Source organism: Actinomyces sp. oral taxon 448 str. F0400 (assembly GCF_000220835.1).
GTDB lineage: Bacteria > Actinomycetota > Actinomycetes > Actinomycetales > Actinomycetaceae > Actinomyces.
Genome location: NZ_GL985606.1, coordinates 1523645 through 1547549, shown reverse-complemented (window position 1 = coordinate 1547549; position 23905 = coordinate 1523645). Strand labels below are relative to the sequence as shown.

24 protein-coding genes are annotated in these 23905 nt (G+C 71.4%); 7 read left to right on the top strand and 17 right to left on the bottom strand.

Annotation, left to right across the window (positions count from 1 at the left end):
* Nucleotides 1-181 precede the first annotated feature (181 nt).
* From HMPREF9062_RS06615 to HMPREF9062_RS06605, 3 genes are read left to right on the top strand one after another with little or no spacing between them, the layout of a single operon-like run.
* Entirely contained in the window at nt 182-1066 is an 885-nt protein-coding gene (locus HMPREF9062_RS06615; protein ID WP_009749308.1) for a MerR family transcriptional regulator, read from the top strand.
* Nucleotides 1063-2088 (top strand): ABC transporter ATP-binding protein, encoded by a 1026-nt coding sequence (locus tag HMPREF9062_RS06610; RefSeq protein WP_009749307.1) that lies wholly within the window; start codon nt 1063-1065, stop codon nt 2086-2088. The genes HMPREF9062_RS06615 and HMPREF9062_RS06610 overlap by 4 nt, the downstream gene beginning before the upstream one ends.
* Nucleotides 2085-3749, top strand: coding sequence for an ABC transporter permease (locus HMPREF9062_RS06605; RefSeq protein WP_009749306.1), 1665 nt, complete (start codon nt 2085-2087; stop codon nt 3747-3749). The genes HMPREF9062_RS06610 and HMPREF9062_RS06605 overlap by 4 nt, the downstream gene beginning before the upstream one ends.
* 100 nt (nt 3750-3849) lie before the next feature.
* On the opposite strand, the gene HMPREF9062_RS06600 is transcribed toward HMPREF9062_RS06605, so the two are convergent.
* From HMPREF9062_RS06600 to HMPREF9062_RS06535, 14 genes are all read right to left on the bottom strand, one after another.
* On the bottom strand, nt 3850-4704 hold the full coding sequence (locus HMPREF9062_RS06600; RefSeq protein ID WP_009749305.1) for an amino acid ABC transporter permease: 855 nt from the start codon (nt 4702-4704) through the stop codon (nt 3850-3852).
* Nucleotides 4701-5330, bottom strand: coding sequence for an amino acid ABC transporter permease (locus HMPREF9062_RS06595; protein WP_034254809.1), 630 nt, complete (start codon nt 5328-5330; stop codon nt 4701-4703). The genes HMPREF9062_RS06600 and HMPREF9062_RS06595 overlap by 4 nt, the downstream gene beginning before the upstream one ends.
* Nucleotides 5331-5496: 166 nt before the next feature.
* On the bottom strand, nt 5497-6504 hold the full coding sequence (locus tag HMPREF9062_RS06590; RefSeq protein ID WP_009749303.1) for a glutamate ABC transporter substrate-binding protein: 1008 nt from the start codon (nt 6502-6504) through the stop codon (nt 5497-5499).
* Nucleotides 6505-6658: 154 nt separating this feature from the next.
* Nucleotides 6659-7444 carry an amino acid ABC transporter ATP-binding protein gene (locus HMPREF9062_RS06585; protein WP_009749302.1) on the bottom strand — a complete coding sequence of 262 codons (786 nt, stop codon included), beginning with the start codon at nt 7442-7444 and terminating at the stop codon, nt 6659-6661.
* A 464-nt stretch (nt 7445-7908) separates the two neighbouring features.
* Nucleotides 7909-8703, bottom strand: coding sequence for a TrmH family RNA methyltransferase (locus HMPREF9062_RS06580; RefSeq protein ID WP_050795261.1), 795 nt, complete (start codon nt 8701-8703; stop codon nt 7909-7911).
* Between the two features lie 163 nt (nt 8704-8866).
* Nucleotides 8867-9247, bottom strand: a complete 381-nt coding sequence (gene rplT / locus HMPREF9062_RS06575; protein WP_009749300.1) for a 50S ribosomal protein L20 — start codon at nt 9245-9247, stop codon at nt 8867-8869.
* A 37-nt stretch (nt 9248-9284) separates the two neighbouring features.
* Complete coding sequence (gene rpmI / locus HMPREF9062_RS06570; RefSeq protein ID WP_009749299.1) at nt 9285-9479, bottom strand: 50S ribosomal protein L35; 195 nt, start codon at nt 9477-9479, stop codon at nt 9285-9287.
* 89 nt (nt 9480-9568) lie between these two features.
* A complete protein-coding gene (gene infC / locus HMPREF9062_RS06565) occupies nt 9569-10198 on the bottom strand; it encodes a translation initiation factor IF-3 (RefSeq protein ID WP_301280157.1) in 630 nt (209 codons plus the stop codon).
* 352 nt (nt 10199-10550) lie between these two features.
* Nucleotides 10551-11393 carry an SseB family protein gene (locus HMPREF9062_RS06560; protein WP_009749297.1) on the bottom strand — a complete coding sequence of 281 codons (843 nt, stop codon included), beginning with the start codon at nt 11391-11393 and terminating at the stop codon, nt 10551-10553.
* A complete protein-coding gene (gene priA, locus HMPREF9062_RS06555; RefSeq protein WP_034253896.1) occupies nt 11390-12154 on the bottom strand; it encodes a bifunctional 1-(5-phosphoribosyl)-5-((5-phosphoribosylamino)methylideneamino)imidazole-4-carboxamide isomerase/phosphoribosylanthranilate isomerase PriA in 765 nt (254 codons plus the stop codon). The genes HMPREF9062_RS06560 and priA overlap by 4 nt, the downstream gene beginning before the upstream one ends.
* Before the next feature lie 54 nt (nt 12155-12208).
* Nucleotides 12209-12904 carry an imidazole glycerol phosphate synthase subunit HisH gene (gene hisH / locus HMPREF9062_RS06550; protein ID WP_009749295.1) on the bottom strand — a complete coding sequence of 232 codons (696 nt, stop codon included), beginning with the start codon at nt 12902-12904 and terminating at the stop codon, nt 12209-12211.
* Nucleotides 12905-13026: 122 nt separating this feature from the next.
* Nucleotides 13027-14055 carry a hypothetical protein gene (locus HMPREF9062_RS06545; protein ID WP_009749294.1) on the bottom strand — a complete coding sequence of 343 codons (1029 nt, stop codon included), beginning with the start codon at nt 14053-14055 and terminating at the stop codon, nt 13027-13029.
* Nucleotides 14055-14654 carry an imidazoleglycerol-phosphate dehydratase HisB gene (hisB, locus tag HMPREF9062_RS06540; RefSeq protein ID WP_009749293.1) on the bottom strand — a complete coding sequence of 200 codons (600 nt, stop codon included), beginning with the start codon at nt 14652-14654 and terminating at the stop codon, nt 14055-14057. Before hisB ends, HMPREF9062_RS06545 begins: the two co-directional genes overlap by 1 nt.
* Nucleotides 14651-15838, bottom strand: a complete 1188-nt coding sequence (locus HMPREF9062_RS06535) for a histidinol-phosphate transaminase (protein ID WP_009749292.1) — start codon at nt 15836-15838, stop codon at nt 14651-14653. Before HMPREF9062_RS06535 ends, hisB begins: the two co-directional genes overlap by 4 nt.
* 126 nt (nt 15839-15964) lie before the next feature.
* Between HMPREF9062_RS06535 and amrB the strand changes: the two genes are divergently transcribed.
* The 3 genes from amrB to amrS all read left to right on the top strand — a co-directional run bounded on the left by amrB (nt 15965) and on the right by amrS (nt 18664).
* Nucleotides 15965-16798, top strand: coding sequence for an AmmeMemoRadiSam system protein B (amrB, locus tag HMPREF9062_RS06530; protein WP_009749291.1), 834 nt, complete (start codon nt 15965-15967; stop codon nt 16796-16798).
* Between the two features lie 106 nt (nt 16799-16904).
* A complete protein-coding gene (gene amrA / locus HMPREF9062_RS06525) occupies nt 16905-17558 on the top strand; it encodes an AmmeMemoRadiSam system protein A (protein ID WP_009749290.1) in 654 nt (217 codons plus the stop codon).
* Nucleotides 17555-18664 carry an AmmeMemoRadiSam system radical SAM enzyme gene (gene amrS, locus HMPREF9062_RS06520; protein ID WP_009749289.1) on the top strand — a complete coding sequence of 370 codons (1110 nt, stop codon included), beginning with the start codon at nt 17555-17557 and terminating at the stop codon, nt 18662-18664. The genes amrA and amrS overlap by 4 nt, the downstream gene beginning before the upstream one ends.
* 82 nt (nt 18665-18746) lie before the next feature.
* Here amrS and HMPREF9062_RS06515 read toward each other — a convergent pair whose 3' ends face one another.
* Nucleotides 18747-20738, bottom strand: a complete 1992-nt coding sequence (locus HMPREF9062_RS06515; protein WP_009749288.1) for a cation:proton antiporter — start codon at nt 20736-20738, stop codon at nt 18747-18749.
* Nucleotides 20739-20886: 148 nt separating this feature from the next.
* On the opposite strand from HMPREF9062_RS06515, the gene HMPREF9062_RS06510 reads away from it, so the two are divergent.
* Nucleotides 20887-21873, top strand: a complete 987-nt coding sequence (locus HMPREF9062_RS06510) for a magnesium transporter CorA family protein (RefSeq protein WP_009749287.1) — start codon at nt 20887-20889, stop codon at nt 21871-21873.
* Nucleotides 21874-21934: 61 nt separating this feature from the next.
* Here HMPREF9062_RS06510 and HMPREF9062_RS06505 read toward each other — a convergent pair whose 3' ends face one another.
* Together HMPREF9062_RS06505 and HMPREF9062_RS06500 are read right to left on the bottom strand one after the other, a co-directional pair.
* Nucleotides 21935-22687, bottom strand: a complete 753-nt coding sequence (locus HMPREF9062_RS06505) for a metal-dependent hydrolase (protein WP_009749286.1) — start codon at nt 22685-22687, stop codon at nt 21935-21937.
* A gap of 247 nt (nt 22688-22934) precedes the next feature.
* The gene (locus HMPREF9062_RS06500; RefSeq protein ID WP_009749285.1) at nt 22935-23735 is read right to left on the bottom strand and encodes a MarR family winged helix-turn-helix transcriptional regulator; all 801 of its coding nucleotides are present in this window, start codon (nt 23733-23735) and stop codon (nt 22935-22937) included.
* Between the last annotated feature and the right edge of the window lie 170 nt (nt 23736-23905).

Sequence of the window (23905 nt, the reverse complement as noted above, 5' to 3'; positions counted from 1 at the left end):
GCTCGCGCCAACAGTAGCCCGCGCCGGGTGGAGGCCCGAAATCGCAGGCCGGACGACGGCTCACGCTGCGGACCATCATCCTCCCCGGGAGGGGCGCCCGTCGGGCAGCGGGCCAACCGTCGCGGAGGCGGGCGGACGAGGCGCTTGACGGTGACGCTGCGTCACCTGCTGGGATGAGAGCATGCGCATCACCGAGATCGCCGACCTGGCCGGCACCACGCCCCGAGCCGTGCGCCACTACCACCGCCTCGGCCTGCTCGAGACGCCCCCGACGATGCGCGGCCGCAGGGAGTACGGCGTCGAGCACCTGGCGCGCCTGCTACGCATCCGATGGCTGGCCGACGGCGGCCTCACCCTGCGTCAGGTGGCCCAGGTGCTCGCCTCCGACCCGCCGTCCCCCGCCGACACGACCGGCGCGAGCCCTCGCCGCGAGGCCATCCTGCGCGACCTGCGGGCCACGCGCGGCGCCATCGAGGCGCAGAGGCGCAGCCTGGCCGAGCAGGCGGTGCGAATCGACGAACTCATCACTCGAGTCGAGGCCGGGGAGGCGCTCATGCCGGTTCCGGCCGCCCTCAACCGCTTCTACGAGGCGCTCGAGACCCGTGTGCGGGCTCTGGGAGGGGATCTGCGAGCACTGCGCACGGAACGGCAGATGATGCAGATCCTGGGATCCCTCGGCCTGGTCCCGGCCAGCACGATCCCCTTCATCGAGGCCTTCGACGAATCGGAGCTCGATGCGAGCGCGCAGCAGATCACCGCCTTCGCGCACCTGACGCTCACCCGCGACGAGGAGGGCGTCCGGGCGGCGCACGCGCTGGCCGCGCGCACCTACGAGCTGTCCACCCGCCACAAGGACCTCGCCCTCGCAGTCCTCGACGACCTCCCGGACGGGGCCATGGGCCGGGCCCTGTGGCGCCTGGCCCACGTGCTGTCGACCACCGGCTACCCCCATCCCGCTCAGCAGGCCTTCGCCGCCCGGCTGCTGGAGTTGCTGCTGGCCGACCCCGACTTCGCCACCACGATCCGCCGCTCAGCGGGATCGGCGGGAGAGGACCCGGTGCTATGAGCACACGTGAAACAACTGAGACCACTGAGATCACTAAGACCGCTAAGACCGTCGATGACGTGGAGGCGGGCGCCGACGACGACGTGGGCATCGTCGGCGCCCGGACGCCCGGCGTGCCCCGCCCCGACGACGCTCCGATCCGCGTGCGCGGCCTGGTCAAGCGCTTCGGTCCCTCGGCGGCCCTGGACGGTCTGGACCTGGAGGTCGCCCCCGGGTGCGTCCACGGCTTCCTCGGTCCCAACGGAGCGGGCAAGTCGACGACGATCCGCATCCTGCTGGGCCTGTACCGCCCCGATGACGGGCACGTGCGCGTGCTGGGCCGGGACCCGGCCCGCGAGGCGCCGGCCATCAACCGTGAGATCTCCTACGTGCCCGGCGACGTGGCGCTGTGGCCGAACCTGACCGGCGGTCAGACGCTCGACGCCCTGGCGGGCCTGCGCGGGGTGCGCGAGAAGGCCCGCGAGGATGAGCTGATCGAGCGCTTCGACCTCGACACGTCCAAGAGGATCCGCACCTACTCCAAGGGGAATCGGCAGAAGGTGGCGCTCGTGGCGGCCCTGGCCGCCCCGACCCGCCTGCTCATCCTCGATGAGCCGACCAGCGGTCTCGACCCGCTCATGGAGCGCGTCTTCTCCGAGGAGGTCGCCCGGGCGGCGGACGCCGGGCGCACCATTCTGCTCTCCAGCCACATCCTGGCCGAGGTGCAGCGAGTGTGCAGCGCCGTGACGATCATCAAGAACGGGCGAGTCGTGGAGAACGGAGATCTGGAGACTCTGCGGCGCCTGTCCCGCACCCGTATCGAGGTGCGCGCGCACGCCGATCAGCTGGACGCCCTCGTGCGGGCTCTGACGGACGCGGGCGTCGGGGCGCGGCGGAACCGGGGCCGCCTGGAGGTGCAGGTGGCGGCCGACCGCGTGCCCCGAGTGCTGGCGGCGGTGGCCGAGCAGCGAGTGACGGACGTGACCTGCGAGGCAGCTAGTCTGGAGGATCTGTTCCTGCGTCACTACGAGGACGTCCGGTGAGCGCCGCGACGCGCGTCCACCGCCGTCCGACCTCGGCGGGCGCGGCCAAAGGATCCGGTTCGCGCGGCGGGGCGAGCGGGCTGGTCCCGGCGCTGCGCCTGACGGTCAGACGCTGCCGGTTCCAGGTGCTCGCCTGGGTCCTGCCGCTGTGGGGCCTGGTCATGGCGGTGCCGAGCTACGTCAGTGTCTACCCGACTATTCAGCTGCGCGGCGCGCTCGTCGAGGGAATGCGGAACAACCCTGGCACGCGGCTGCTCTACGGGAGGCTCCCCCTGCCCGGCACGATTGGTCAACTCGCACAGTGGGAGATCGGCTCCTACCTGCTCGTGTGCACGGGCCTGATGACCGTCCTCCTGACCTGCCGGCTTCTGCGCGCCGACGAGGACGACGGGCTCGTCGAAGCGGTGCGCGCCGCAGGGGTCGGACGGCGGGTACCCTTCGCGGCGCCGGTCGCCGTCGTGCTGACCGTGGTGACGCTGCTGGCCGCGGGGGTCGGCGGCATCCTCCACATACTGACCCTCACCGTCGCGGAGCTGACCGTCGGCGGGGCCTGGGCCGCGGCGGGGACCCTGGCCGCGACCGGCTGGGCCTTCACCGCCCTGACCGCGGCGGCCTGCCAGCTGGCCCGCGACGGCTCCGCGGCGCGCGCGCTGGCGCTGATGACGCTCGGGGTGTCCTTCGGCCTGCGGGTGGCGGCCGATGAGACGACGGCCTCATGGCTGCGGTGGCTCACCCCCCTGGGCTGGCGCGACATCATCCGGCCCTACAGCGAGAACCGCGCGTGGCCGCTGCTCGTGTGCACGGGCGTCTCGCTGGCGGTCCTGGCGGGCGCGACGGCCCTGGAGCGGCACCGGGAGTACCTGGGCGGATACCTGCCGGACCTCTCGGCCACTCGGCGGCGCTGGCGGGTGCGCTCTCACGCCGGCCTCCTGGCCCGACTGACCGTACGATCGACGGCGACCTGGACGGTGTCGATCGCGGCACTGTCGGCACTCTTCGGCACCATGTCGGGGACTATCACGGACCTGCTCGCTCCGGGGTCCCGGACGGCGGCCTACGTCGGCATGATGACCGCGGGCGACCCGGTGGTGCAGTTCATGTCCCTGCTGACGGTCTTCACCGTTCTCATGGTCTCAATCGCCGTGGTGCAGCGGGTGACCGGCCTGGTCGCCGACGAGCGCGCGGGTCTGACCGAGGTCGAGGCGGCCGCCGGAGTCTCCCGCACCCGTCTGCTCCTGACCCGGGCCTGCGCGGCGCTCATCGAGGGCGCGGGGCTGCTGGCGGTCTCCGGCGCGGTGCTGGCGGCGTTCACGGCCGCCCAGGTGACGCAGGATCGGGCTGTCGAACGCGCCCTCGTGTTCACCGTGACCCAACTGCCCGGGGTGGCCACCACCGTCGGGCTCGCCCTAGCGCTCGTGGGGGGTGCTCCGCGGCGGGTCCCCCTGGTGTGGGCGGTCGTGGCCTGGAGCGCATTCGCCCAGTTCCTCGGCGGGCTCGTCGAGCTGCCCGGCTGGGCGATCGACCTGAGCGTCATCGGGCACCACCTCGACGTGACCGGGCCGGCGAACTGGAAGCCGCTGGCCGTGCAGGCGGCGGTCGGGGCGGCGGGGGCGGTCATCGGCCTGGTCGCCCACCGGCGCCGCGACCTGGTGGCGTGGTGAGTCCCTGCCCGATGCGCGGGCCCGCACGCGTCGGGCCGCCGGCTCAGCGCAGGAGAGACGGCCCTCGCGTCCGGACCGACGGCCCTGAGGTCTTCCGCGTCTAGCGCGTGCGCGCCTCGATGCCGCGCGCCAGCGCCCCGAGCGCCCAGTTCATGACCGTGTACAAAAGCGCGATGATGACATAGGTCGGCAGGTAGACGTCCAGATGCACGGCCGCCCGCGCGTTGGCGATGAGGAGCTTGCCGGCGTACATGAGCTCGGCGTAGGACACGGCGTAGCCCAGGGAGGAGTCCTTGAGGATCGTCACCAGCTGCGTGATGAATGTGGGCAGCATAAGACGCAGCGCTTGCGGAGCGAGGACCAGACGCATGGTCTGACCGGGGCTCATGCCCAGGGCCATGGCGGCCTCCCCCTGCCCGCGGTCCAGGGCCAGGACACCGGAGCGGAAGACCTCCGCGGTGGTCGCCGACGTGCACATGACGATGGGGATGGCGAGCATCCAGAAGGACGGGAGCGTCGGCCCGAAGCGGGGGACGGCCAGGAGGAAGAAGTAGATGAGCAGAAGCATGGGCACAGCCCGCATCGCATCGACCCACGCACCGATCACGGCCCGCCCCAGCCGGCCGGCTTCCAGCCGCGCCCAGCCCAGGGCGACGCCCAGCGGGAAGGAGAGGGCCGCCGAAACCGCGGTGACGGCGAGGGTCTCGCCCAGGGCTCTCCCCAGGAAGCGGATGACCGACTGCCCCAGGAAGTAGCGCCACTTGGGATAGGCGAGTTGCCCCTCGTGGCCCAGCTTGAGCACCACCACGGCGAGCAGTGCGAGGACGGCGACGGTGGTGAGCCCTGAGATGAGGGCGATGCGTCGACGCCCTCTGGGCCCGGGGGTGTCGAAGAGGAGATCGGCATCGGTGGGCCCGCTCGCGCGGCGACGGCGGACCGGTGAGGAGGTGCTCATGGACGCGCCTCCGCTCCCCTGGTCAGGCGGCGCTCCAGGGCGCCGCCGATCCTGGTGGCCGCGAAGGCCAGAACGAGGTACGTCAGGCCCGACAGCAGGAAGGTGCCCACGGCCTCGGCGTACTGCAGGTTGAGCTGCTCGGTGACGTTAGTCAGCTCGGACACGCCGATGGCGGCGGCCAGAGCGGAGCCGATGAGACAGGAGATGAAGACATTGACCAGCGGCTGGATGGTGCGCGTCAACGCCTGGGGAAGCACGATCGCCCGGATGGTGAGTGCGAAGGGCATGCCCAGGGCGCGGGCCGCCTCGATCTGCCCCTCAGCGACCGAGTTGATGCCCGAGCGAACGATCTCGCACACGTAGCCGGAGCCTGCGAAGACGATCGCGCCCACGGCGGCCCAGAACAGGGAGATGGGCACGCCCGCCCGCGGTGCGACCAGACCCAGCAGGATCATCAGGCACAGGGTCGGGATGTTGCAGGCGAGCGTCACCCATACGGCGCCCAGCACCCGCAGGGGCGCAATGGGGCTGACCCGGCACACGGCGATGAGCGTGCCCACCGCCAGGGCCCCGACATAGGCGAGCAGGGCGATGACGAGTGTGGTCAGCAGACCGGACCCGATCATGCCGACGTTGTCGACGATGATCCACCAGGTCGTCTCGATGAGTCTCACGACCCCCTCCTCATGTCATGGGATGGATTGGGCGGGAACGGATGTGGCCGACGAATCGGCCCGACCGCCGCGCACTCCCGATCCGGCGCCCCGCCCCGATGCCAGGACCGGGCGGGGGTCAGTCGCTCGACGGCGCGGAGGCGCTCGGGGAGCCGGTCTCGGCCCCCGGCACGGAGCCGATCACGGGCGGCTGCGGACGCTCGCCCCCGATGGTGGTCCCGATCGTGGCGTCCCAGATCGCCGCCCACGTGCCATCGTCCTCAATGGTCTGGAGGAAGGTGTTGACGAAGGTCTGGGCGTCCGAGTCCTTGGGCAGGCCGATGCCGTACGACTCCTTCCCGAAGGAGTCGCCGACGACCTTGACGGCGTCATTGCCCTCGATCTCGCTGGTCAAAAGCGACTCGTCCACGACGTAGGCGTCGACCTGTCTGGTCTCCAGAGCGGACACGCACGTGCTGTGATCGGTCATCGGAACCTGCTCGGCCTCGGGGGCGGCGGTCTTCAAGGCGCTGATCGAGGTGGAATCGGACTGGACGGCGACCTTGACGCCCGCGAGGTCGCCTACGCCGGTGATCGTGTCATCGTCGGCGCGCACGAGGACGCCCTGCTCCGAGGAGTAGTAGGGTCCCGCGAAACCGATCTTCTCCGCGCGCTCGGGATTGATCGTGTAGGTGGCCACGACGGCCTGGACGCTTCCGTTCTCCAGCATGGTCTCGCGAGTGGCGGAGGAGACCTGGGTGATCTCCAGTAGGGAGCGGGCGTCGTCGCCGCCGATGATGTAGCGGGCGAGGGTCTGAGCGATCGCCGCGTCGAAGCCGGAGACCTGACCGGTGGCGGAGTCCTCCAGGGAGAAGACCTGGGAGGTCTTGGTCCCGCCGGTGGAGAGCACGCCGGCTTCCTTGACGGCGGACGCCCAGGCCGAAGCGGCCACGGCGTCCGCGGACGCCACCGGCCCGGAGTTGATGACCGTGGTGTAGTCGCTGCTGTGACCGCCGCCGTCGGTTCCCGAACCGCTCTGCGAGACGGACTGGCCGTCGGCGCCCGTATCGGAGCAGGCGGCGAGCACGGCCGACAGCGGGAGCGCGCTGGTCGCGCAGAGCAGGGTGCGGCGGGAGAGAGTCGCCATGATGGGGCTCCTTAGTCGTGTTTTAGTCGTGTTCTGTCGTGTTCCGTGATATTCGTGATGGCTGTCGGGCGGGCCCTGAGTCGGGTGAGGGGATTCGCGCGGGTGAGCGCGTGAGGCGCGGAGTGCGGGGTCTGAACGCCTCGGCCCGGCGGGTTCAGTGGCTGAGCACCTTGGCCAGGAAGTCACGGGCGCGCTCGGTGGCGGGGGCGGAGAAGAAGTCGGCCGGAGCGCCCGACTCCACGATCCGACCGGCGTCCATGAAGACGACCCGATCGGCCACAGAGCGGGCGAAACCCATCTCATGGGTGACGACCAGCATGGTCATGCCGTCCGCAGCTAGGCCCTTGACGACGTCGAGGACCTCATTGATCATCTCCGGGTCCAGGGCGGACGTGGGCTCGTCGAAAAGCATGACCTTGGGGTCCATGGCCAGAGCGCGGGCGATGGCGACGCGCTGGGCCTGGCCGCCGGAGAGCTGGGCCGGGCGCTTGGCGGCCTGGTCGTCCAACCCCACCCGCTCCAGCAGACGGTGGGCGGTCGCCTCCGCCTCGGCCCGATCGATGCCGCGGACCCTGATGGGGGCCAGCGTGATGTTGTCGAGCACCGTGCGGTGCGGGAAGAGGTTGAAGGACTGGAAGACCATGCCGACGTCAGCGCGCAGACGGGCCAGCTCTCTGCCCTCCTCGGGAAGGCGCTCGCCATCGATCTCGATGGTGCCCGACTGAATGGTCTCCAAACGGTTGACTGTGCGGCACAGGGTTGACTTGCCCGAACCGGAAGCCCCCACGACGGCGACGACCTCACCACGGCGGATATCCATCGAGACGTCGTCGAGGGCTCTGAAGGCGCCGTAGTACTTGCTCACATGGCTCAGTCGCACCAGAGGGACGACGGCCCCGGGCGGGGTCGGGTCGGCGGGTGCGGAATCGGGATCGGACACGAGTACCTCGTCTCGGTCGAAGGAGCGGATGGGTCGAGGGGCGTCTCAGCGACACCGACAGCAACACATCCGCATGCGCACTGCATTTCCTCCCGCATCATCCAACCGCGGACCCAGGGGCGGCCCCGCGACCTACGGACCATAGCATCGCCGTCGCCCGCCGGGCCAAGGCCCGCCCGGTGATTGAGACGCGCCGTCAGGAGCGGGAGGGTCGGGCGGGCGGACGACGCCGGCCGAGCCCTCCCGCCGCCCACGGCCTCCGACGAAGACTGCGCGGCTCCTGCCCGTCGCCGGTGCGCGGACCCGACCCGCCCGCGCACCGGCTCGAACGGGCTCCGCCGGCACGCGAGCATCGGCCTTGAGGAGCAGCAGTCCCGAAGACGCGGGGCGGGCACCAGTCCTAGCCTTCGACTCCTCCGAAGAGGACAAGCAGTCCCGAAGACGCGGGGCGGGCACCGCCCCGCTCAGCGCTGAGCACGGGCCGAGGCGTACAGGCACAGCGCCGCGGCCGAGGCGACGTTGAGGGACTCGGCCCGTCCATACAGGGGAATCGAGACGACGGTATCGGCCCGGCTCACAACCCCGGGCGCGAGCCCGCGGGCCTCGTTGCCCAGCATCCAAGCGGTCGGCGCCGCCAGCAGCCCGTCGGCGTCGAACAGATCGGTCCGGCCGCGACCATCGGCCGCAAGCAGCTGGAGCCCCGCTGAGCGCAGCGCCTCGACAACCGCCTCCAGCCCCTCCCCCGCCAGCACCGGCAGGTGGAACAGGCTACCCGCTGTGGCGCGCACGACCTTGGGACCTGTGGGGTCCACGCCGCCGCGCACGAGCACCACCGCGTCGGCCCCGGCGGCGTCAGCGGTGCGGATGATCGTGCCCGCGTTGCCCGGGTCCTGCGTCTGAGTGAGCACCGCCACCAGATGGGCACCGGTCAGGACATCCGCGAGTCCCGCGCCACCGGCCAACGCCCCGGTGCCGACCACCGCGATCACTCCCTGCGCATCCGTGCTCATAGCCCCCACCACCTCGGGAGCGGCCATGTGCGTGTGCAGGCCGGCGGCCTCGGCCTCCGCGAGGATCTCGCCATGCCGTTCAGCTGTCTCCGGGGTGAGGTAGACGTCGTGAACGTGCTCGGCCGCGCACCGTACCGCCTCGCGCACCCCCTGCGGCCCTTCGACGAGGAAGCGCCGATGTTTGACCCGCGCCTGCCGGCGGGCCAGGCCCGCCACCCGGCGCACCCGGACGGCGCGGGGACTGCTCATCAGCGAATCCGGGTCGAGGAGCGCGGGTGCCACGGACCGCAGCCTACGGCAGGTTCACAGGCCCTCGCGCGCCCCGCGAGGAACCGGCGGCGCCGCCTCCTCGTGTGGGAGGCGGCGCCGCCGCGCTGTGATCGAACCCGACCCTCAGGGCGGGCCCGGGGCGTCAGGCTCGGGGGGCGTTGACATCCTCCGGCAGAGCCTTACGAGCGGTCTCGACGAGCGCCTTGAAGGCGGCCGGCTCATTGACGGCCAGCTCGGCCAGCATGCGGCGGTCGACCTCCACGCCGGCCAGGCCCAGGCCCTGGATGAACCGGTTATAGGTCAGCCCTTCGGCGCGGGCGGCGGCGTTGATGCGCTGGATCCACAGGCGACGGAAATCGCCCTTGCGGGCGCGGCGGTCGCGGAAGGCGTACACGCCGGAATGGGTGACCTGCTCCTTGGCCTTGCGGTAGAGGCGAGAGCGCTGGCCGCGATAGCCCGAGGCCTTCTCAAGAACGGTACGACGCTTCTTCTGGGCGTTAACAGCCCGCTTCACACGTGCCATGATGACTCCTTCTGACGTGTTGTACGCGATGGGACGGTCAGCGACCGAGCAGCTTCCTGACCTCCCGGCCGTCAGCCTTGGCGACCGGCTGATCCATCGAGATCCTGCGCTTGCGGCGGGACGACTTGGCCTCGAGCAGGTGGCGCTTGTTGGCCTGCTCGCGCATGAGCCTGCCGCTGCCGGTGACCCGGAAGCGCTTCTTGGCACCGGAGTGCGTCTTGTTCTTCGGCATGGTGAATTCCCTCTTCTCGGCTCGGGCCGCGGCCCGAGCTGCGGGCCCCTGACGATCTGCCGCAGGGGCGGATGGTGGACTGTGGTGCGTCAGGCCCCGCTGCGGTGGCCGCGCCGGTTAGAGCCGGCGGCGGGGGCCCTCCGGGCCCTGCCCGCATGCTTCTCGGCACGACGGTTGGCGCGAGCCTCCTCGCGGCGCCGGCGCTGGTCGGACTTGACCTCGGCCTTCCTGCGCGTGGGGGCCAGGACCATGACCATATTGCGGCCGTCCTGACGCGGGTGGGACTCGACGTTTCCCAGTTCGCTGACCTCCTCCGCCACACGCCGAAGCAGACGGATGCCGAGCTCGGGACGGGACTGCTCGCGACCGCGGAAGCGGACGATGCACTTGACCTTGTCCCCGCCTTTGAGGAACCGCTCGACGTGCCCCATCTTGGTGGCGTAGTCGTGCTGGTCGATCTTCGGGCGGAACTGGATCTCCTTGAGCTGAGTGTTCGCCTGGTTGCGACGGGCGTCGCGCGCCTTCATGGCCGACTCGTACTTGAACTTGCCGTAGTCCATGAGCTTGCACACCGGGGGGCGCGCGTCGGGGGCCACCTCGACGAGATCGAGGCCGGCCTCCTCGGCCAGGCGTAGGGCGTCCTCCACGCGAACGACGCCGACCTGCTCACCACTGGGGCCGACGAGACGCACCTCGGGGACGCGGATCCGTTCATTGATACGGGGCTCGCTGATAACTATTCCTCACTCTCGGTGACAATGACCGTCGCAGCAGAAAGGCCCTCGCCGCGAATGCGTGCGAAGGCCTCACATGTGCTCGTCGAGCACGGTCATCGGTGCCTGAGCACCGAACCGCCGAGGATCTCTCCTCGTCATGACCCGGTTCCATCGAGGAACCCAGGTGGGATTTCTCCGCTTGCGTGCCGGAGCTGGAGCTCCAGCCGGTCGCTTGGCACTCTACCAGGTCATCAAACGTCGCCCCAGAGGGCGGACACCGCCTGCGGGCGTGAACCCGCACACCCCGGTGGACCGACCGGTATGGTCGTACCGATTCCCATTCGCTCGAGCAGGCTCAGGCCGGTAGGGGGCACAGCTCGACGGTATCGATGAAATCGCCCCACGCCGGATCGACCATGATGTGTTGGCACGCCTCCAGCGCCGCGGCCACGGCCGGCATGCCCCCGCCGGAGGCGATGCGCACGAACACCCGCAGCTCCGCCTCCTCACCGGGGGCGAAGGCCACCCCCGTCACCCCCGGCACCTCGCCGAGCTGGGCGGCCACCTCGGCCTGAACGGGACCGTTGCGCCATGACGGCACCCAGGACTCGCCCTCCGCCAGGGCGAGGACGGCCGGACGAGGCAGGCGCAGATCGTGCGTGCCCGGGTCCAGGACCCACAGCTGGTCGGTGGCCGCGCAGGCGACCCGCGCGGCGCGCACCGGCTCGACCGGCACGGGCCGCACATCGGAGCGCCAGGCCGCCATCGCGGCAGCGCTGGTGAACACCGGCAGTCCGACGTGCCCGTCCGGCAGGGAGAGGGCCGGGGCGGTCGCGTCCCGGGCGGCATCGTCAGGGCGGACCTCACGGCCCCGAGCCCGCGGCATCGAGGGCACGGCATCGGAAGCCCCCAGGCGCACGGCGTGCGCGCCGGGCGGGGCGTGGGCGATCACGGGCACAATGACGCGTGAGGCCGTCACCGCCCTCCACACCGCGTCGAGGTACTCGTGGCGCGGTCGATCGGTGGACTCCAGGACGGCGGTCACGGCCGGGTCGGCCTCACCGGTGTCGGCGCGGAAAGGGGTGGGCGCCGCCAGCAACCGCTCCAGCCTGGCGCGGGCCGCCAGCGCGGCGTCGACCTGCCCCGCACCCGCACCGGGGCCCTCGTCCCCCGCATTCCGCTCCGAGGCCGGACTCACCGCAGGTCCTGCGCCTGCGCGCCAGCCTGACCGGCGCCCTCAACGCCGCGCGCGACGGCCAGCGCGTCGGAGAGGGTGAAACTGCCGTGATACAGGGCCCTGCCCACGATGGCGCCCTCAACGCCGTCGGGCACGAGGCGGGCGAGCGCCCGCAGATCATCGAGCCGGGCGATGCCGCCCGAGGCGACCACAGGGGCGCTCGTGCGCGCGGCCACCTGGCGCAGGAGATCGGTGTTGGGACCGGTCAGAGTGCCGTCCCTGGTGACGTCGGTGACGACGTAGCGGGCGCAGCCGGCGGCGTCCAGACGCGCCAGGGTCTCCCACAGGTCGCCGCCCTCCCTGGTCCAGCCGCGGGCCGCAAGCCTCGTCCCGCGCACGTCCAGGCCGACGGCGATCCTCTCACCGTGCTCGGCGATGACCCGCTCGGTCCACTCGGGGTTCTCCAGGGCAGCGGTGCCGAGGTTGACCCGGGCCGCTCCGGCGTCCAGGGCGCGGAGCAGGGAGAGATCGTCGCGGATGCCGCCGCTCAGCTCGACGTTGATACCGACCTCGCCGACGATGCGGGCCAGCAGCGGTGCATTGGAGCCGCGGCCGAATGCGGCGTCGAGATCGACCAGGTGGATCCACTGCGCACCGGCGTCGACCCAGTCGCGGGCGGCGTCGACGGGGTTCCCGTAGTCGGTCTCGGACCCGGCCTCTCCTTTGAGCAGGCGGACGGCCTTGCCGTCGGCGACGTCGACGGCGGGCAGAAGGGTGAGCATGACAGGTTCTTTCAAGGTCTTCACAGGGTGGTCAGCGGATTCACGGCAGGAGGATCACAGGGTGGTCAGCCAGTTGCGGAGCAGCTGGGAGCCGGCGTCACCGGACTTCTCGGGATGGAACTGGGTGGCGGACAGGGCCCCGTTCTCGACGGCGGCCACGAAGTCCTCTCCGTGGGTGGCCCAGGTGGTTCTCGGCAGCCGCGCGGGACCGGACTCCAGAGGATCCAGGAGCGCGGCCGGGTCGGTCGTGGCGGCGTAGGAGTGGACGAAGTAGAAGCGCTCGCCGGCCACGCCGTCGAAGAGCACGGTGTCCCGGGGCGCACGAACCTCGCTCCAGCCCATGTGGGGGACGACTCCGGCTCGCAGCCGCGAGACGGTCCCGGGCCATTGACCGAGTCCCCCCGCCCTGCGCGTCCCGTCCCGCGCATCCCGCCCCTCGCGGTGCTCGCCGAGAGGCTCGAAGCGCTCGGTGGAGGAGTCGAACATGACCTGCATGCCCACGCAAATACCGAGCACGGGCCGTCCCCCGGCGAGTCGCCGGTCGATCAGGCGCGGGGCGTGCGCACTCCTCAACTGGTCCATGACGGCTCCGAAGGCGCCCACGCCGGGCACGACCAGGCCGTCAGCGGCCCCGACGGCGTCCGGGTCCGCAGTCAGCTCAACGTCTGCGCCAACCCTTTCCAGGGCGCGCACGGCGGAGCGGACGTTGCCGCTGCCGTAGGACAGGACGACGACGCTGGGGTGGCTCATGCGACCCACCCTACCGGGGTGCGGGAGACGCGCCTGTCCCGTCTCGGAGGACGGCCCGCCAGCACTCCCGCGGCCTGCGGCGGCCCGCCGCATTCACCGGTGCGGGCCGGGGCGGGCGGACGTCAGTCCTCGTCGCCGCGGGGCCGGCGCAGACCGCGGCCGAGCCACCGCATGGTCCGGCCGGGCTTGATCTCGCTGGTGCGCAGGGCGCCTCTGACGTCCTGCGCACGAGTGATGCCCAGCAGAACGTCCTCGGCCTCCTGGTCCACCGAGGCCAGCAGCAGCCCCGCCGAGGCCTCCTCACCGGCCTCGCCGTCCGCATAACGGCGAGCCGTGATAGTACCCGACAGCCCCGATTCGATGCCGACGTCGGTGGCCAGGTCGGCCGTGAGCAGGACGACTCCCGCGCGGCTGAGCCGGGAGAGGGCGGAGGCGAGCTCGGCGGCCTCAGCGGGCTCGGTGTCCGCTCCCCCGAGCAGCTCGCTCACGTCCCACTCGGCGTGGGCCGACACGAGCTCCTTGACGGCGAATGCGCCCGAACGCGCGGGCACGACGACGCAGTCCAGATCACTCATCGCGCACAGGGTCGCCAGGGCCTCGGCGCTCGCCAAGGGAGTGAGGACCACGGCGACCTTGACGGCCCGGGGAGGGTCGGGGGTCTGCGCGTCCAGCGCGGCGGCGAGCGCGTCGATGTCGGCGGCCTGCTCCGGAGTCAGGGCGTCCGAGCCCTCATCGTCCGCCCCGCCGCCCGCGCCGTTGCCGGCGCCATCGTCCGCCCCCTCCTCCGCCTCGTCGATCTGCGCGCGGTGATCGTCGGTCGGCCGTGCCCCCGGCGCCGTATAGGTGTTGTGGGGTACGTCCGCCACGGAGACGAGGGCGGGTCCGGTGTCCTCCTCACCTGTATCGTCGTCCTCATTCTTCTCGTTCTTCTCATCGAGGGACTCCAGGTCGGCCTGCATCTCATCGGGCAGGCTCAAACCCTCCATCATGGCGGCGAATTCGGCGTCGATGTTGTCGGATTCGCCGACGTTCCCTCCGCCGGCGGGGCCAGACGCTCGGTCGGAGCCGTCGGACTTACCGCGCTCATCGGCCCGGTCCACCCGGTCGGGCTCGTCGGGATCATGGCGAGGTGCAGAGTCGGAGTCGTGCATCACAGTGCTCCCTTCGTCGAGGGGATGTCGTCGACACGCGGGTCGGGTTCGATGGCGGAGCGCAGGGCGCGGGCGAGAGCCTTGAACTCGGCCTCGGCCACGTGGTGGGGATCGCGGCCGGAGAGGACCCGCACGTGCAGGCAGACGCCGGCGTGGTAGGCGATGGCCTCCAGGACGTGCCGGACCATCGAGCCGGTGAAGTGCCCGCCGATGAGATGGTGAACGAAGGCCTCGGACTCCCCGTCGTGGACCAGGTAGGGCCGCCCCGACACGTCGACGACGGCCTGGGCCAGAGCCTCGTCCAAGGGCACGAGGGCATCGCCGAAGCGCCGGATTCCGCGCTTATCGCCTAGAGCGGCGTGCAGCGCCTCACCGATGCAGATGGCTGTGTCCTCCACGGTGTGGTGGACGTCGACGTCGGTGTCGCCGGTGGCGCGCACGGTCATATCGATCAGGGAGTGCCGACCCAGGGCCGTGAGCATGTGGTCGTAGAAGGGCACGGACGTGGTCACGTCCGTCCTCCCGGCGCCGTCCAGCTCAAGCTCGACGACGACGGTCGATTCGCTCGTCGTGCGCTCGATGCGTGCGGTGCGGCTCATGTGCTCTCCTCCTTCTCCTCGCCGTCCGGGCGATCGGGGCGGGATGCCAGCACATCCACGAGGGCGGCGCGGAAGGCGTCCATCTCGTCGGGCGTGCCGACGCACACCCGAAGGTACCCTGCCGGGCCGACCACTCGGATGAGGACGCCGCGCTCGAGCAGCGCCTCGAAGATCGCCCTCCGATCCTGGAAGGGCCCGAAGAGCACGAAGTTGGAGTCGGAGTCGTAGGCGGTCAGCCCCCGCTCGCGCAACCAGGCGACCAGAGCGTCGCGCTCCGAGCGCAGGGAGGCGACCTGGCTCATGAGCTCCTCACGGTGACCGAGGGCGGCCAGCGCCGCCGCCTGCGTGGTGGCGGACAGGTGATAGGGCAGGCGCACGACGCGAAGGAGGCCGACGAGCTCGCGGGAGGCGGCGAGGTATCCCAGACGCAGGCCGGCCATGCCGAAGGCCTTCGACATGGTGCGGCTGACCACCAAGTGCGGATAGCGTCCGCCGTCGTCCTCGATCAGCAGTTCCAAAGCGCTGGGCACGCCGGGACGACGGAACTCGCCGTAGGCCTCGTCGACGACGACGACCGCGTCCGACGGTCCGGCGGAGCCTCCGTTGCGGATGAGCGGCCCGCCGCCGCGGGCGATCTCCAGGACGGCGCGCACGTCCTCCAACGGGAGGGCGGTGCCGGTGGGGTTGTTGGGGCTGGCGAGGATGAGGACTGCGGGTCGGACGTCCTCGAGCGCCTCGCGCACGGCGGCGATATCGAGCGTGAAGTCCTCGGCGCGCGCTCGCGTCACGTAGCGCGTGAGCGTGTCGCGAGCGTACTCAGGGTACATGGAGTACGTGGGGGTGAAGGACAGGCACGCCCGGCCCGGTCCCCCGAACGCCTGAAGCACCTGGAGCATGACCTCGTTGGAGCCGTTGGCCGCCCACACGCGCTCCGGGGACAGCCTGACCCCCGACTCGACGGCGAGGTAGTCGGCCAGGGCCCGCCGCAGGGCCGGGAAGTCGCGCTCCGGGTAGCGGTTGAGGCGGCCCGCGGCCCCGGCGACGGCCCGGGCGATGGAGTCGACGACCGCCGGCGAGGGCGCATAGGGGTTCTCGTTGACGTTGAGCCGCACCGGCACATCGAGCTCGGGGGCCCCGTAGGGCGCTGCGCCCTCAAGACCGGGTCGCACGGGAAGGGTGCTCATGGGCGGGAGTCTACGAGTCCTCCCCCTTGACGTCCCGTCCGCTCCGCTGCGGCGGCCGGACCGGCCCCGGGAAGAGGACCCGCGGGTAGTCTGAGGTCATCAGCCGATTCAGGGAGCGCGATCCTCATGAGCCAGCCGCCGTACCGGTCCCAGCAGACGCGCCCGCCAGCGGTGGCGGGTCTGTTCTATCCCGCCGAGCCGGCACGTCTGCGGGCGGATGTGGAGTCCATGCTGACAGGGGCGCGGGCCGATGCTGACGCCGCCCCGACTCCCCCGGCGGCGCTGATCGTCCCCCACGCCGGCTACGTCTACTCGGGACCCACAGCCGCCCTGGCCTGGGCGCGGGCCGAATCCCTGCGAGGACGAGTCCGCCGGGTCGTGCTGCTGGGGCCCGCACACAGGATGGGCGTGCGCGCCCTCGCCCTACCCGGCCACCGCGCCATGGACACCCCGTTGGGTCCCGTGACGGTGGAGGTTCCCGCGCAGATCGAAGCACTGGCCTCCAGCTCTCTGGTGGTCGCCAGGCCCGACGTTCACGCGGCCGAGCACTCCCTGGAGGTCCAGCTCCCCTTCCTTCTCACCGTCCTGCCCGAGGCCAGCGTGGTGCCCCTGGCGGTGGGCCGGGTCGACGCCGACCGGGTCGCCGAGGCGATCCGCCCGTTCCTGGGCGGATCGGACACCCTGGTCGTGGTCAGCTCCGACCTGTCCCATTACCTGCCCCAAGCTGAGGCTCGCCGTGTGGACGACGCGACGATCGAGCGCATTCTGGCACTGCGCGCCGATATCAGCCCGGACGAGGCCTGCGGCGCCACCTGCATCAACGCCCTCCTGCTGGCCGCCGGCGAGCAGGGTCTGGGCCCGCGGCTGCTCGGCACGGCGACCTCGGCCGACACCATCGGCACCCCGGAGAGGGTGGTGGGCTACGGCGCCATCGCCTTCGACGCCCCAGCGGCCCCGTGAATGCGGAACCCACGCCCGCCCTCGCCGAACCCCCGTCGAGGGGTGGACGTGAGTGCGGTCGCGGCCGCACCATGGATGGAAGAACCTATCGAGGAGGCGCACCGTCATGACGTCCCCGCTGCCCGCCGACGCCGGCCTGCTCCTGCTGCCCCTCGCCCGTCGCGCCATCGCCCGGCATCTCGACGCGGTCCCCCTCCCGACACAGGAGAACGCCGCACTCCCCGGGACTTCTAAGGGCGCCGAGGACCCGAGCTGGCTCCGGGCGCCGGGAGCCAGCTTCGTGACCCTGACCTCGGGCAGAGCGCCCGGCGGCTCCCTGCGCGGATGCATCGGCAGCCTGGAGGCCCACGAGCCGCTGCACGCCGACGTCGAATCCAACGCCGTCGCAGCGGCCGTCGGCGACCCGCGCTTCCCGCCCCTGACCGCGGGCGAACTGGCGGACACCGTCATCGAGGTGTCCGTCCTGTCCGCGTCGGTCCCCCTGCCGGCCGTCGACGAATCCGATCTTGCGGCCCGGCTGCGCCCCGGTGTCGACGGCGTCATCCTGTCGTCCCCCCGCCACCGCGCCACCTTCCTGCCCCAGGTGTGGGGTCAACTCCCCGATCCGGTCGACTTCCTGATCCATCTGCGCCGCAAGGCGGGCCTGCCCGCCGACTACTGGGGGGAGGACGTGTCCGTACGGATCTACACGGTGACCGCCTGGCAGGAGACCGAAGCGGGCACCGCCAGCGGCCGGCCGCGGGAGACGGGCCGGCCGTGACCGGCCCGACCGGGCGGGCGATGCCGTCCGCCGATCCCCATCCGGCCCGGTGGTGGCGGACTCTGCCGGACGGGCGTCTGCGCTGCGAATTGTGCCCCCGCCGGTGCACGCTGCGCGAGGGCCAGCGCGGATTCTGCTTCGTGCGGGCACGGGTCGGGGACGCCATCGTGCTAACCACCTATGGACGCTCCTCCGGCTTCGTCCTGGACCCCATCGAGAAGAAGCCCCTGGCGCACGTGCTGCCGGGCTCCACCATCCTGTCCTTCGGGACGGCGGGCTGCAACCTGGCCTGCAAATACTGCCAGAACTGGGAGATCTCCACCTCCCGGGATATCGACACCCTCACCGCCCCCGCCACGCCCCAAGCCCTGGCCGCGGCCGCCTCCGACGCGGGCGCCGCGGGCGTGGCCTTCACCTACAACGACCCGGTGATCTTTGCCGAATACGCCATCGACACGGCGGCCGCCTGCCGCGAGGCGGGACTGGCGAGCGTAGCCGTCTCCGCAGGATGGATCAGTCCCGAGCCGTGCACTGAGCTGTTCGGAGCGGTCGACGCCGCCAACATCGACCTCAAGGGCTTCACCGACGACTTCTACCGCCGCGTGACCGGGGCCCGCCTGACCGACGTGCTCGACACTCTCACCCGGGTGCGAGCGCTGGGGACCTGGTTGGAGATCACCACACTGCTCATCCCGGGGCGCAACGACTCCGATGCCGAGATCGCCGCGGAGTGCGCCTGGATCGCCGCCGAGCTGGGGGCCGAGGTGCCCGTGCACTTCTCCGCCTTCCATCCGGCCCACCGAATGCGCGAGACGCCCCGCACACCGGCATCCACCTTGGAGCGCGCCCGCGCCATCGCCCGTGACGCCGGGCTGGCGCACGTGTACCTCGGGAATGTGCGCACCCGCGACGGCGCCTCGACCCGCTGCGCCGGCTGCGGAACACTCCTGGTGGACCGCGAGAGCTATCGGGTCACCGATTACCGGATCACCTCCGAGGGCGCCTGCCCGCAGTGTGGCCGGCGGGTCCCGGGCCTGTGGGATCCGGCCGGCCCGCCGCCGGCGGCGGGCCAGTGGCTCCCGCGTCGGGTCGCCGTCGGCGTGTGAACCCGGCGATCTCGTCGAGCCCGGCACCAACGGCGATCAGGGCCGCGCCCGGGCCGCGGGCGCGGCCGGCGGTGCGCCGGCGTCACTGGGGGCGGGCGGTCAGCATGACCTCCTCGTAGTCCAGGCGCTTGAGGGCATATTCGATGGAGCCCGCTGAGTACAGGCCGAGCTCTCCGGCGTCCAGAAGCGCCTCGCGCTGGGCTCGGATCATGTCCAGGGTCATCCGCCGAGTCGCGGCGGCGAACTCGCGGCGGGCCGCGGCGTCCCTCCCCGACTCCTCCGATCCTCCCGTCCGCGCCGGCTCCGCCCTCCTGCCCGCGGAGGCGTCCTCACCATCGCCCCTGCGCAGGATGTGGGCCGCCAGAGCCGATGTGCTCTGCGGGATGATGCCCGTCGCCGCACCGCCGCGCCGCGAACTGCTGAGCTCTAGAGCGGAGCCCGCGGCGGCCCGTTCGGGGGCGGCGGGGTCGTCGTGCTCAATGATCGCCGCGGAGCCGCCCGCTGCCCCGGGGAGGGCCCCGTCCCGCTCGTCGTCGCGCTCGGCGACGACCCCCTTGGCCGCGATGATGAGAAGGCGGAGGAGTTCGCTGCGCTCCTCCTCGTCGGCGGGCCCCTCCATGGAGGGCTTGACGACCTTGACGACCCACGGGAGTGTCAGGCCCTGAACGATGAGGGAGCCCGCGGCCACCAGGATGGCGATGAGGAGGAGGAAGGATCGGTTGGGGGCCGAAGCGGGTAGAGTCTGGGCGGCTGCGAGCGTGACGGCCCCGCGCATGCCGGCCCAGGCGATGACCGCCCCCTCCCTCAGACCGAGCGGTTCGTCGCGGTAGTACTCCACATCCGCGCTGCGACGGCGGAGCCGGTCGACGGCCTGCGAGGCGCGGCGCCTGCTCCGCTCGGGGCTGGTCGGCAGGCGGTGCAGTCTGAGCGCCCGATTGATCCGGCGTCTGAGCCCGCGCCGACTGCGGTCCCAGGGGATCTGCATGTCGTCGGGAATATCGCCGCGGGCGATGGCCGAGCAGCGTCCTTCGAAGGCCTGGACGGATTCGCTCATCTCCTCCCAGCGGGTGGCGTAGCGTTCGTCGCGGCGACGCAGCCACGCCAGCATGGGGGCCACGACGGCGGCCCGGACCAGCACCGTGAGTCCTCCGGCGAGGACGGCCAGCCAGACGGCCGTGGTGATGCTGGGGCCCTCGGCCAGGACCTCCTCGACGATGCCGAAGAATTGCAGGCCCATGATGAGGAAGATGAAACCCTCCAGGACGAGTTCAGCGGTGTGCCAGGTCTCCTGCCCGGCGATCCGGTGGTCGGGGGGCAGGACGCGCGGGCCTCGGTGGCCGGTGACGAGGCCGGCGATGACGGCGGCCACGAGCCCGCTGCCGCCCATGTGCTCAGCGGGGATGGCGGCGAGGAAGGGGATCGTGAAGGAAACGACCGTGTCCACGCTGGCGTCCGTGATACGGGCCCGCAGATGGAGGGTCAACTCGCCGACCGCCCAGCCCACGGCGAGGGCCACGAGGACGGAGGCGGCGAAGCCCTCCACGACTCCGCTCACAGTCACGGCGCCCGCCGTCGCGGCGGTGCTGGCCGAGGACAGGACCACGAGGGCGGTGGCGTCGTTGAGCAGGCCCTCGCCCTCCAGGACGGTGATGATGCGTTGCGAGACCCCCAGGCGTCTGGCGATGGAGATGGCCACGGCGTCGGTGGGGCTGAGGACCGCGCCCACAGCAATGGCCCATGCCGGGGAGAGGCCGGGGATGACGAGGGTGAGGACTCCGCCGATGACCGCGGCGGATACGATCACGAGGAGGATCGCCAGGACGACGACGGAGGCGAGCTCGCGACGGAAGTTGATGGTGGAGATGCCCACCGCGGTGGCGTACAGAAGGGGCGGGAGAATCCCCTCGAGGATGATCTCCGGCTCGACCTCGATGGCGGGCACGACCGGCAGGAAGCCCACGACGATGCCGCCCGCGAGCAGCAGAAGCGCCGGGGCCACTCGGACGCGGTCGCTGATCTGGGTGGCGCCGGCGATCGCCAGCAGGCCCACCACGGCGATGATGAGGAGATCCATGGGGGCAAGCCTACGGTTCGCGGACCCCGCCCCGGGAAGCCGGATCCCGCCACGTCGCGCACTGGGGCGGGGTCGGGACACGGAGTTGACGACTGTGTTGGCCTAGCGCCCCGTCGCGCGCACCGGGGCGGGGTGGCAGGATCGCCCCATGACCTTCCGAGCCCTGACCTGGCGCGACGGCCGTCCCATCGACGAGGCCCCCGCCGACCTGCACGACCTGAGCGGGGCCCTCGCCGATCCCGGGCTTCTCGTGTGGGCGGACCTGTCAGCGCCCTCGCACGAGGAGCTGAGCCTCCTGGCGGCCGAACTGGACCTCGACCCGCACGCGGTGGAGGACGCCATCGCTCCCAAGGAGCGACCCAAGGCGTCCCAGCACGACGGCTACATCTTCTTCGTCACCTACATGACGCTGCCCGGGTTCGCCTCCACCGAGGGCGATGAGACGGACCAGCTGAGCAAGGTGGCGGGCTTCTCCTTCCCCGGCGGACTCGTGACGCTCGGGGCCGCCGACGGCGTCGACGCCCGCACGCTGACGCAGCGCCTCAACGCCGACCGCGACTTCGTACGGCTGGGCCCCTGCGCCCTGGTGCACGCCCTGCTGGATATCATCGTCGACGGCTACTTCACGACCGTGCAGGACCTCGACGACGCCATCGAGGATCTGGAGAGCGACCTGTTCTCCCCGCACTCGCACTCCACGGAGTTCCAGCGCGCCGCCTACGACGTGCGGACCAAGCTGGTGACGCTCAGGCGCGTCGTGCTGCCGATGCGGGAGGTCGTCAACGTGGTGTGGCGTCACCACGGGAACGCGGTCCGCGACCTGGGTCCGTTCTACGCCGACCTGAGCGACCACATCCTGCGGGTCACGGAGTGGACGGAATCGCTGCGGGACATGGTCACGACCGTCTTCGAGACCCATCTGTCCCTGCAGGACCAACGGCTCAACAATGTGATGAAGAAGCTGGCCGGATGGGCCGCGGTCATCTCCGTGCCCACGCTGGTGACCGGCTGGTTCGGCATCAACGTGCCCTACCCGGGCGCCGAGCGGCCTTCGGGCCTGGTGGCCGCGACGGCCCTGGTGATCGTCCCGGCCGTCGTCGTCTACATGCTCATGCGCAGGAACGACTGGATCTGACTGGATCCGATCACCATCCTCCGCAGGCCCGTCCCGGCGCGGGGACGAGTCGGGCGCATCCTCAGCGTCCGGTGACGACCATGACGATGAAGCAGTAGAGGCAGTAGAGGTACATCGCGCTCCGCAGGAGGCGCTCGCGTACGCTGCCCGCGTCGCCCAGGAGGGCCGGCAGATTGGCCAGGCGAGCCCTGAACAGCGGGTAGAGGAGGCCGTGCACCGATTGGGTGGTCATGTCGTCCCCCACCCGATGCACCCACATGCCGGCGGCGACGAGAGCCGGCATGAACCATAGGGCGCTGCCGCCGAGCGCCCAGGCGCCGACGACGAAGCCGACGAGGAACAGGGCCCACAGCGCCCCCTCGCGGCTGCGGGGGACGCCGAGAGCCCGGGCGGCGACGGCCAGGAGCAGTCCCAGAAGGATACCGTTGCCGGGGCGGACGTCGATGCCGTTGACGGTGACGGTCCAGAAGGTGATGTCGTAAGTGAGGAAGGCCGCCAGGGCGAAGCCGACGAGGCTGTGGGTCCAGGTCCGGTGGCCGCCCCTGGCGATGACGCGACTGACGGGTCCGGTAATGCCGGGCAGCGCCGTGGACACCGAGGAGGACGGCGAATCGATGTCCGGCAGGAGCGCCGTGACGCCCATGACGAGCGAGGCGACGACGACGGCAGACAGGGGCAGGTGCCCCAGACCGGCGCCGAGGGGGATGGTGGTCGTCCGCCCGCCGGAGTCCGCAGGGGGAATGCTCAGGGTCGCGGTGCCGAACAGAGCCATTCCGGCGGCGACTCCGGAGACGGCGTGGGAATGCCCCATCATGGCAGCATGATGCCAAATCGCGCCGCGTCATGCCGATACGCCAGTGGGCGATGGGTCGACCGCGAGGAGGTGACGGCCTCTCGGTCGGAGCGGTGAGCCCGGTCCGGGCGATCCGGGGCGGAGCCGGCGGCCCCGCTGCGCGGCACCCGGGCGGCGTCGGGGCGCCAGATGCCCGGGGCCGCTCGGGACGGCGTTACCGGGCTGCGCGGCGGCGAAGCGGGTCCGCGCCTCCACGAGGCGGGCGCTCTCACTCGTTCCATCCCCGTCCACCGCGGAGACGACGTCCGGCGAACCGGCCCTCCCGAGCCATGGCCATCGGACTGCGGCGGGAGCGGAATCCGCGCTCGCCGTCTCCGAAAGCGCACTCGCCGAACGAGTCGGAACCCGGGCCTCGGCGCCGGCTCCCGCCACCGCGTCCGCGCTCGCGCCTGGAATGGCCGCCCCGGTCGCCGAAGGGACCGAGGCCGAAACCCTCCTGGCGCATGCGCATCATGACCTCGAAGCGCTCCTCGCCCATGCGCCGCCGGGCGTCGTCCATCCAGCGGGCGGGCTCGTCATCGGGGTCGACGCCGAGCCGGTCCTTCAGGGCGTCGATGAGCTTGTCGAGGAGGCCGGACAGGGTGTCGGTCTCCTCGTCCGTCAAGACATCGAGGTAGTCGTCGGTCGCGCCCCCGATCCTGGCGTTGCGGCCGGCGCCGGTCAGGGCGACCATCATGACGCGGCGGTCGGCCTCGGAGGGGGTGCGCTCGATGAGGCCGTCGCTCTGAAGCTTCTTGAGCAGCTCATTGAGGGACTGCTGGCGGATGTCGAGCAGGTAGGCGAGCTCGCGGGTGGGGATGGGGCTCTGCATCTTCAGGGCGGCGAGTACCCGGCCGCGCCCCCGAGTGGTGTCGGACAGAGGCCCGTCGTGCACGAGGGCCTCGTCATGGCAGCGGCGCATGAGCCGATGGAGCCGGCGGAGCCGCTCGTGGAGCCCCGCGCGCTCGTCCCGATCCGGGTGCTCCAGCTCTCGGGCATCACCGGTGTGCTCTATGTGTTCTGCATCCATGGGGTTTCTCCTCACTCAGTTCCGCACCAGTTTCAATCTGGTCCCTGTTGTTTTTGACGAGAACGAACCTACAGGTACCCTCTCCTCACAACAACAATATTTTCCAGGTACCTGTATGATATACGTCATATTATATGTGTGGGCGGGCGGACGTACCGAGCCCCCGTACC

What these genes read in the sequence shown, in the direction of transcription:
- HMPREF9062_RS06590 (WP_009749303.1), bottom strand. Translation starts at nt 6,504, where the DNA reads ATGGCGACTCTCTCCCGCCGCACCCTGCTCTGCGCGACCAGCGCGCTC.
- priA (WP_034253896.1), bottom strand. Translation starts at nt 12,154, where the DNA reads ATGCTCACCCTTCTGCCCGCCGTCGACGTCGCCGACGGCAAGGCCGTC.
- HMPREF9062_RS06580 (WP_050795261.1), bottom strand. Translation starts at nt 8,703, where the DNA reads ATGAGCAGTCCCCGCGCCGTCCGGGTGCGCCGGGTGGCGGGCCTGGCC.
- hisH (WP_009749295.1), bottom strand. Translation starts at nt 12,904, where the DNA reads ATGAGCCACCCCAGCGTCGTCGTCCTGTCCTACGGCAGCGGCAACGTC.
- HMPREF9062_RS06500 (WP_009749285.1), bottom strand. Translation starts at nt 23,735, where the DNA reads ATGGATGCAGAACACATAGAGCACACCGGTGATGCCCGAGAGCTGGAG.
- hisB (WP_009749293.1), bottom strand. Translation starts at nt 14,654, where the DNA reads ATGAGCCGCACCGCACGCATCGAGCGCACGACGAGCGAATCGACCGTC.
- HMPREF9062_RS06615 (WP_009749308.1), top strand. Translation starts at nt 182, where the DNA reads ATGCGCATCACCGAGATCGCCGACCTGGCCGGCACCACGCCCCGAGCC.
- HMPREF9062_RS06595 (WP_034254809.1), bottom strand. Translation starts at nt 5,330, where the DNA reads ATGATCGGGTCCGGTCTGCTGACCACACTCGTCATCGCCCTGCTCGCC.
- HMPREF9062_RS06505 (WP_009749286.1), bottom strand. Translation starts at nt 22,687, where the DNA reads ATGATGGGGCATTCCCACGCCGTCTCCGGAGTCGCCGCCGGAATGGCT.
- amrB (WP_009749291.1), top strand. Translation starts at nt 15,965, where the DNA reads ATGAGCCAGCCGCCGTACCGGTCCCAGCAGACGCGCCCGCCAGCGGTG.
- HMPREF9062_RS06545 (WP_009749294.1), bottom strand. Translation starts at nt 14,055, where the DNA reads ATGCACGACTCCGACTCTGCACCTCGCCATGATCCCGACGAGCCCGAC.
- rplT (WP_009749300.1), bottom strand. Translation starts at nt 9,247, where the DNA reads ATGGCACGTGTGAAGCGGGCTGTTAACGCCCAGAAGAAGCGTCGTACC.
- amrA (WP_009749290.1), top strand. Translation starts at nt 16,905, where the DNA reads ATGACGTCCCCGCTGCCCGCCGACGCCGGCCTGCTCCTGCTGCCCCTC.
- HMPREF9062_RS06510 (WP_009749287.1), top strand. Translation starts at nt 20,887, where the DNA reads ATGACCTTCCGAGCCCTGACCTGGCGCGACGGCCGTCCCATCGACGAG.
- HMPREF9062_RS06600 (WP_009749305.1), bottom strand. Translation starts at nt 4,704, where the DNA reads ATGAGCACCTCCTCACCGGTCCGCCGTCGCCGCGCGAGCGGGCCCACC.
- HMPREF9062_RS06515 (WP_009749288.1), bottom strand. Translation starts at nt 20,738, where the DNA reads ATGGATCTCCTCATCATCGCCGTGGTGGGCCTGCTGGCGATCGCCGGC.
- rpmI (WP_009749299.1), bottom strand. Translation starts at nt 9,479, where the DNA reads ATGCCGAAGAACAAGACGCACTCCGGTGCCAAGAAGCGCTTCCGGGTC.
- HMPREF9062_RS06535 (WP_009749292.1), bottom strand. Translation starts at nt 15,838, where the DNA reads ATGAGCACCCTTCCCGTGCGACCCGGTCTTGAGGGCGCAGCGCCCTAC.
- HMPREF9062_RS06610 (WP_009749307.1), top strand. Translation starts at nt 1,063, where the DNA reads ATGAGCACACGTGAAACAACTGAGACCACTGAGATCACTAAGACCGCT.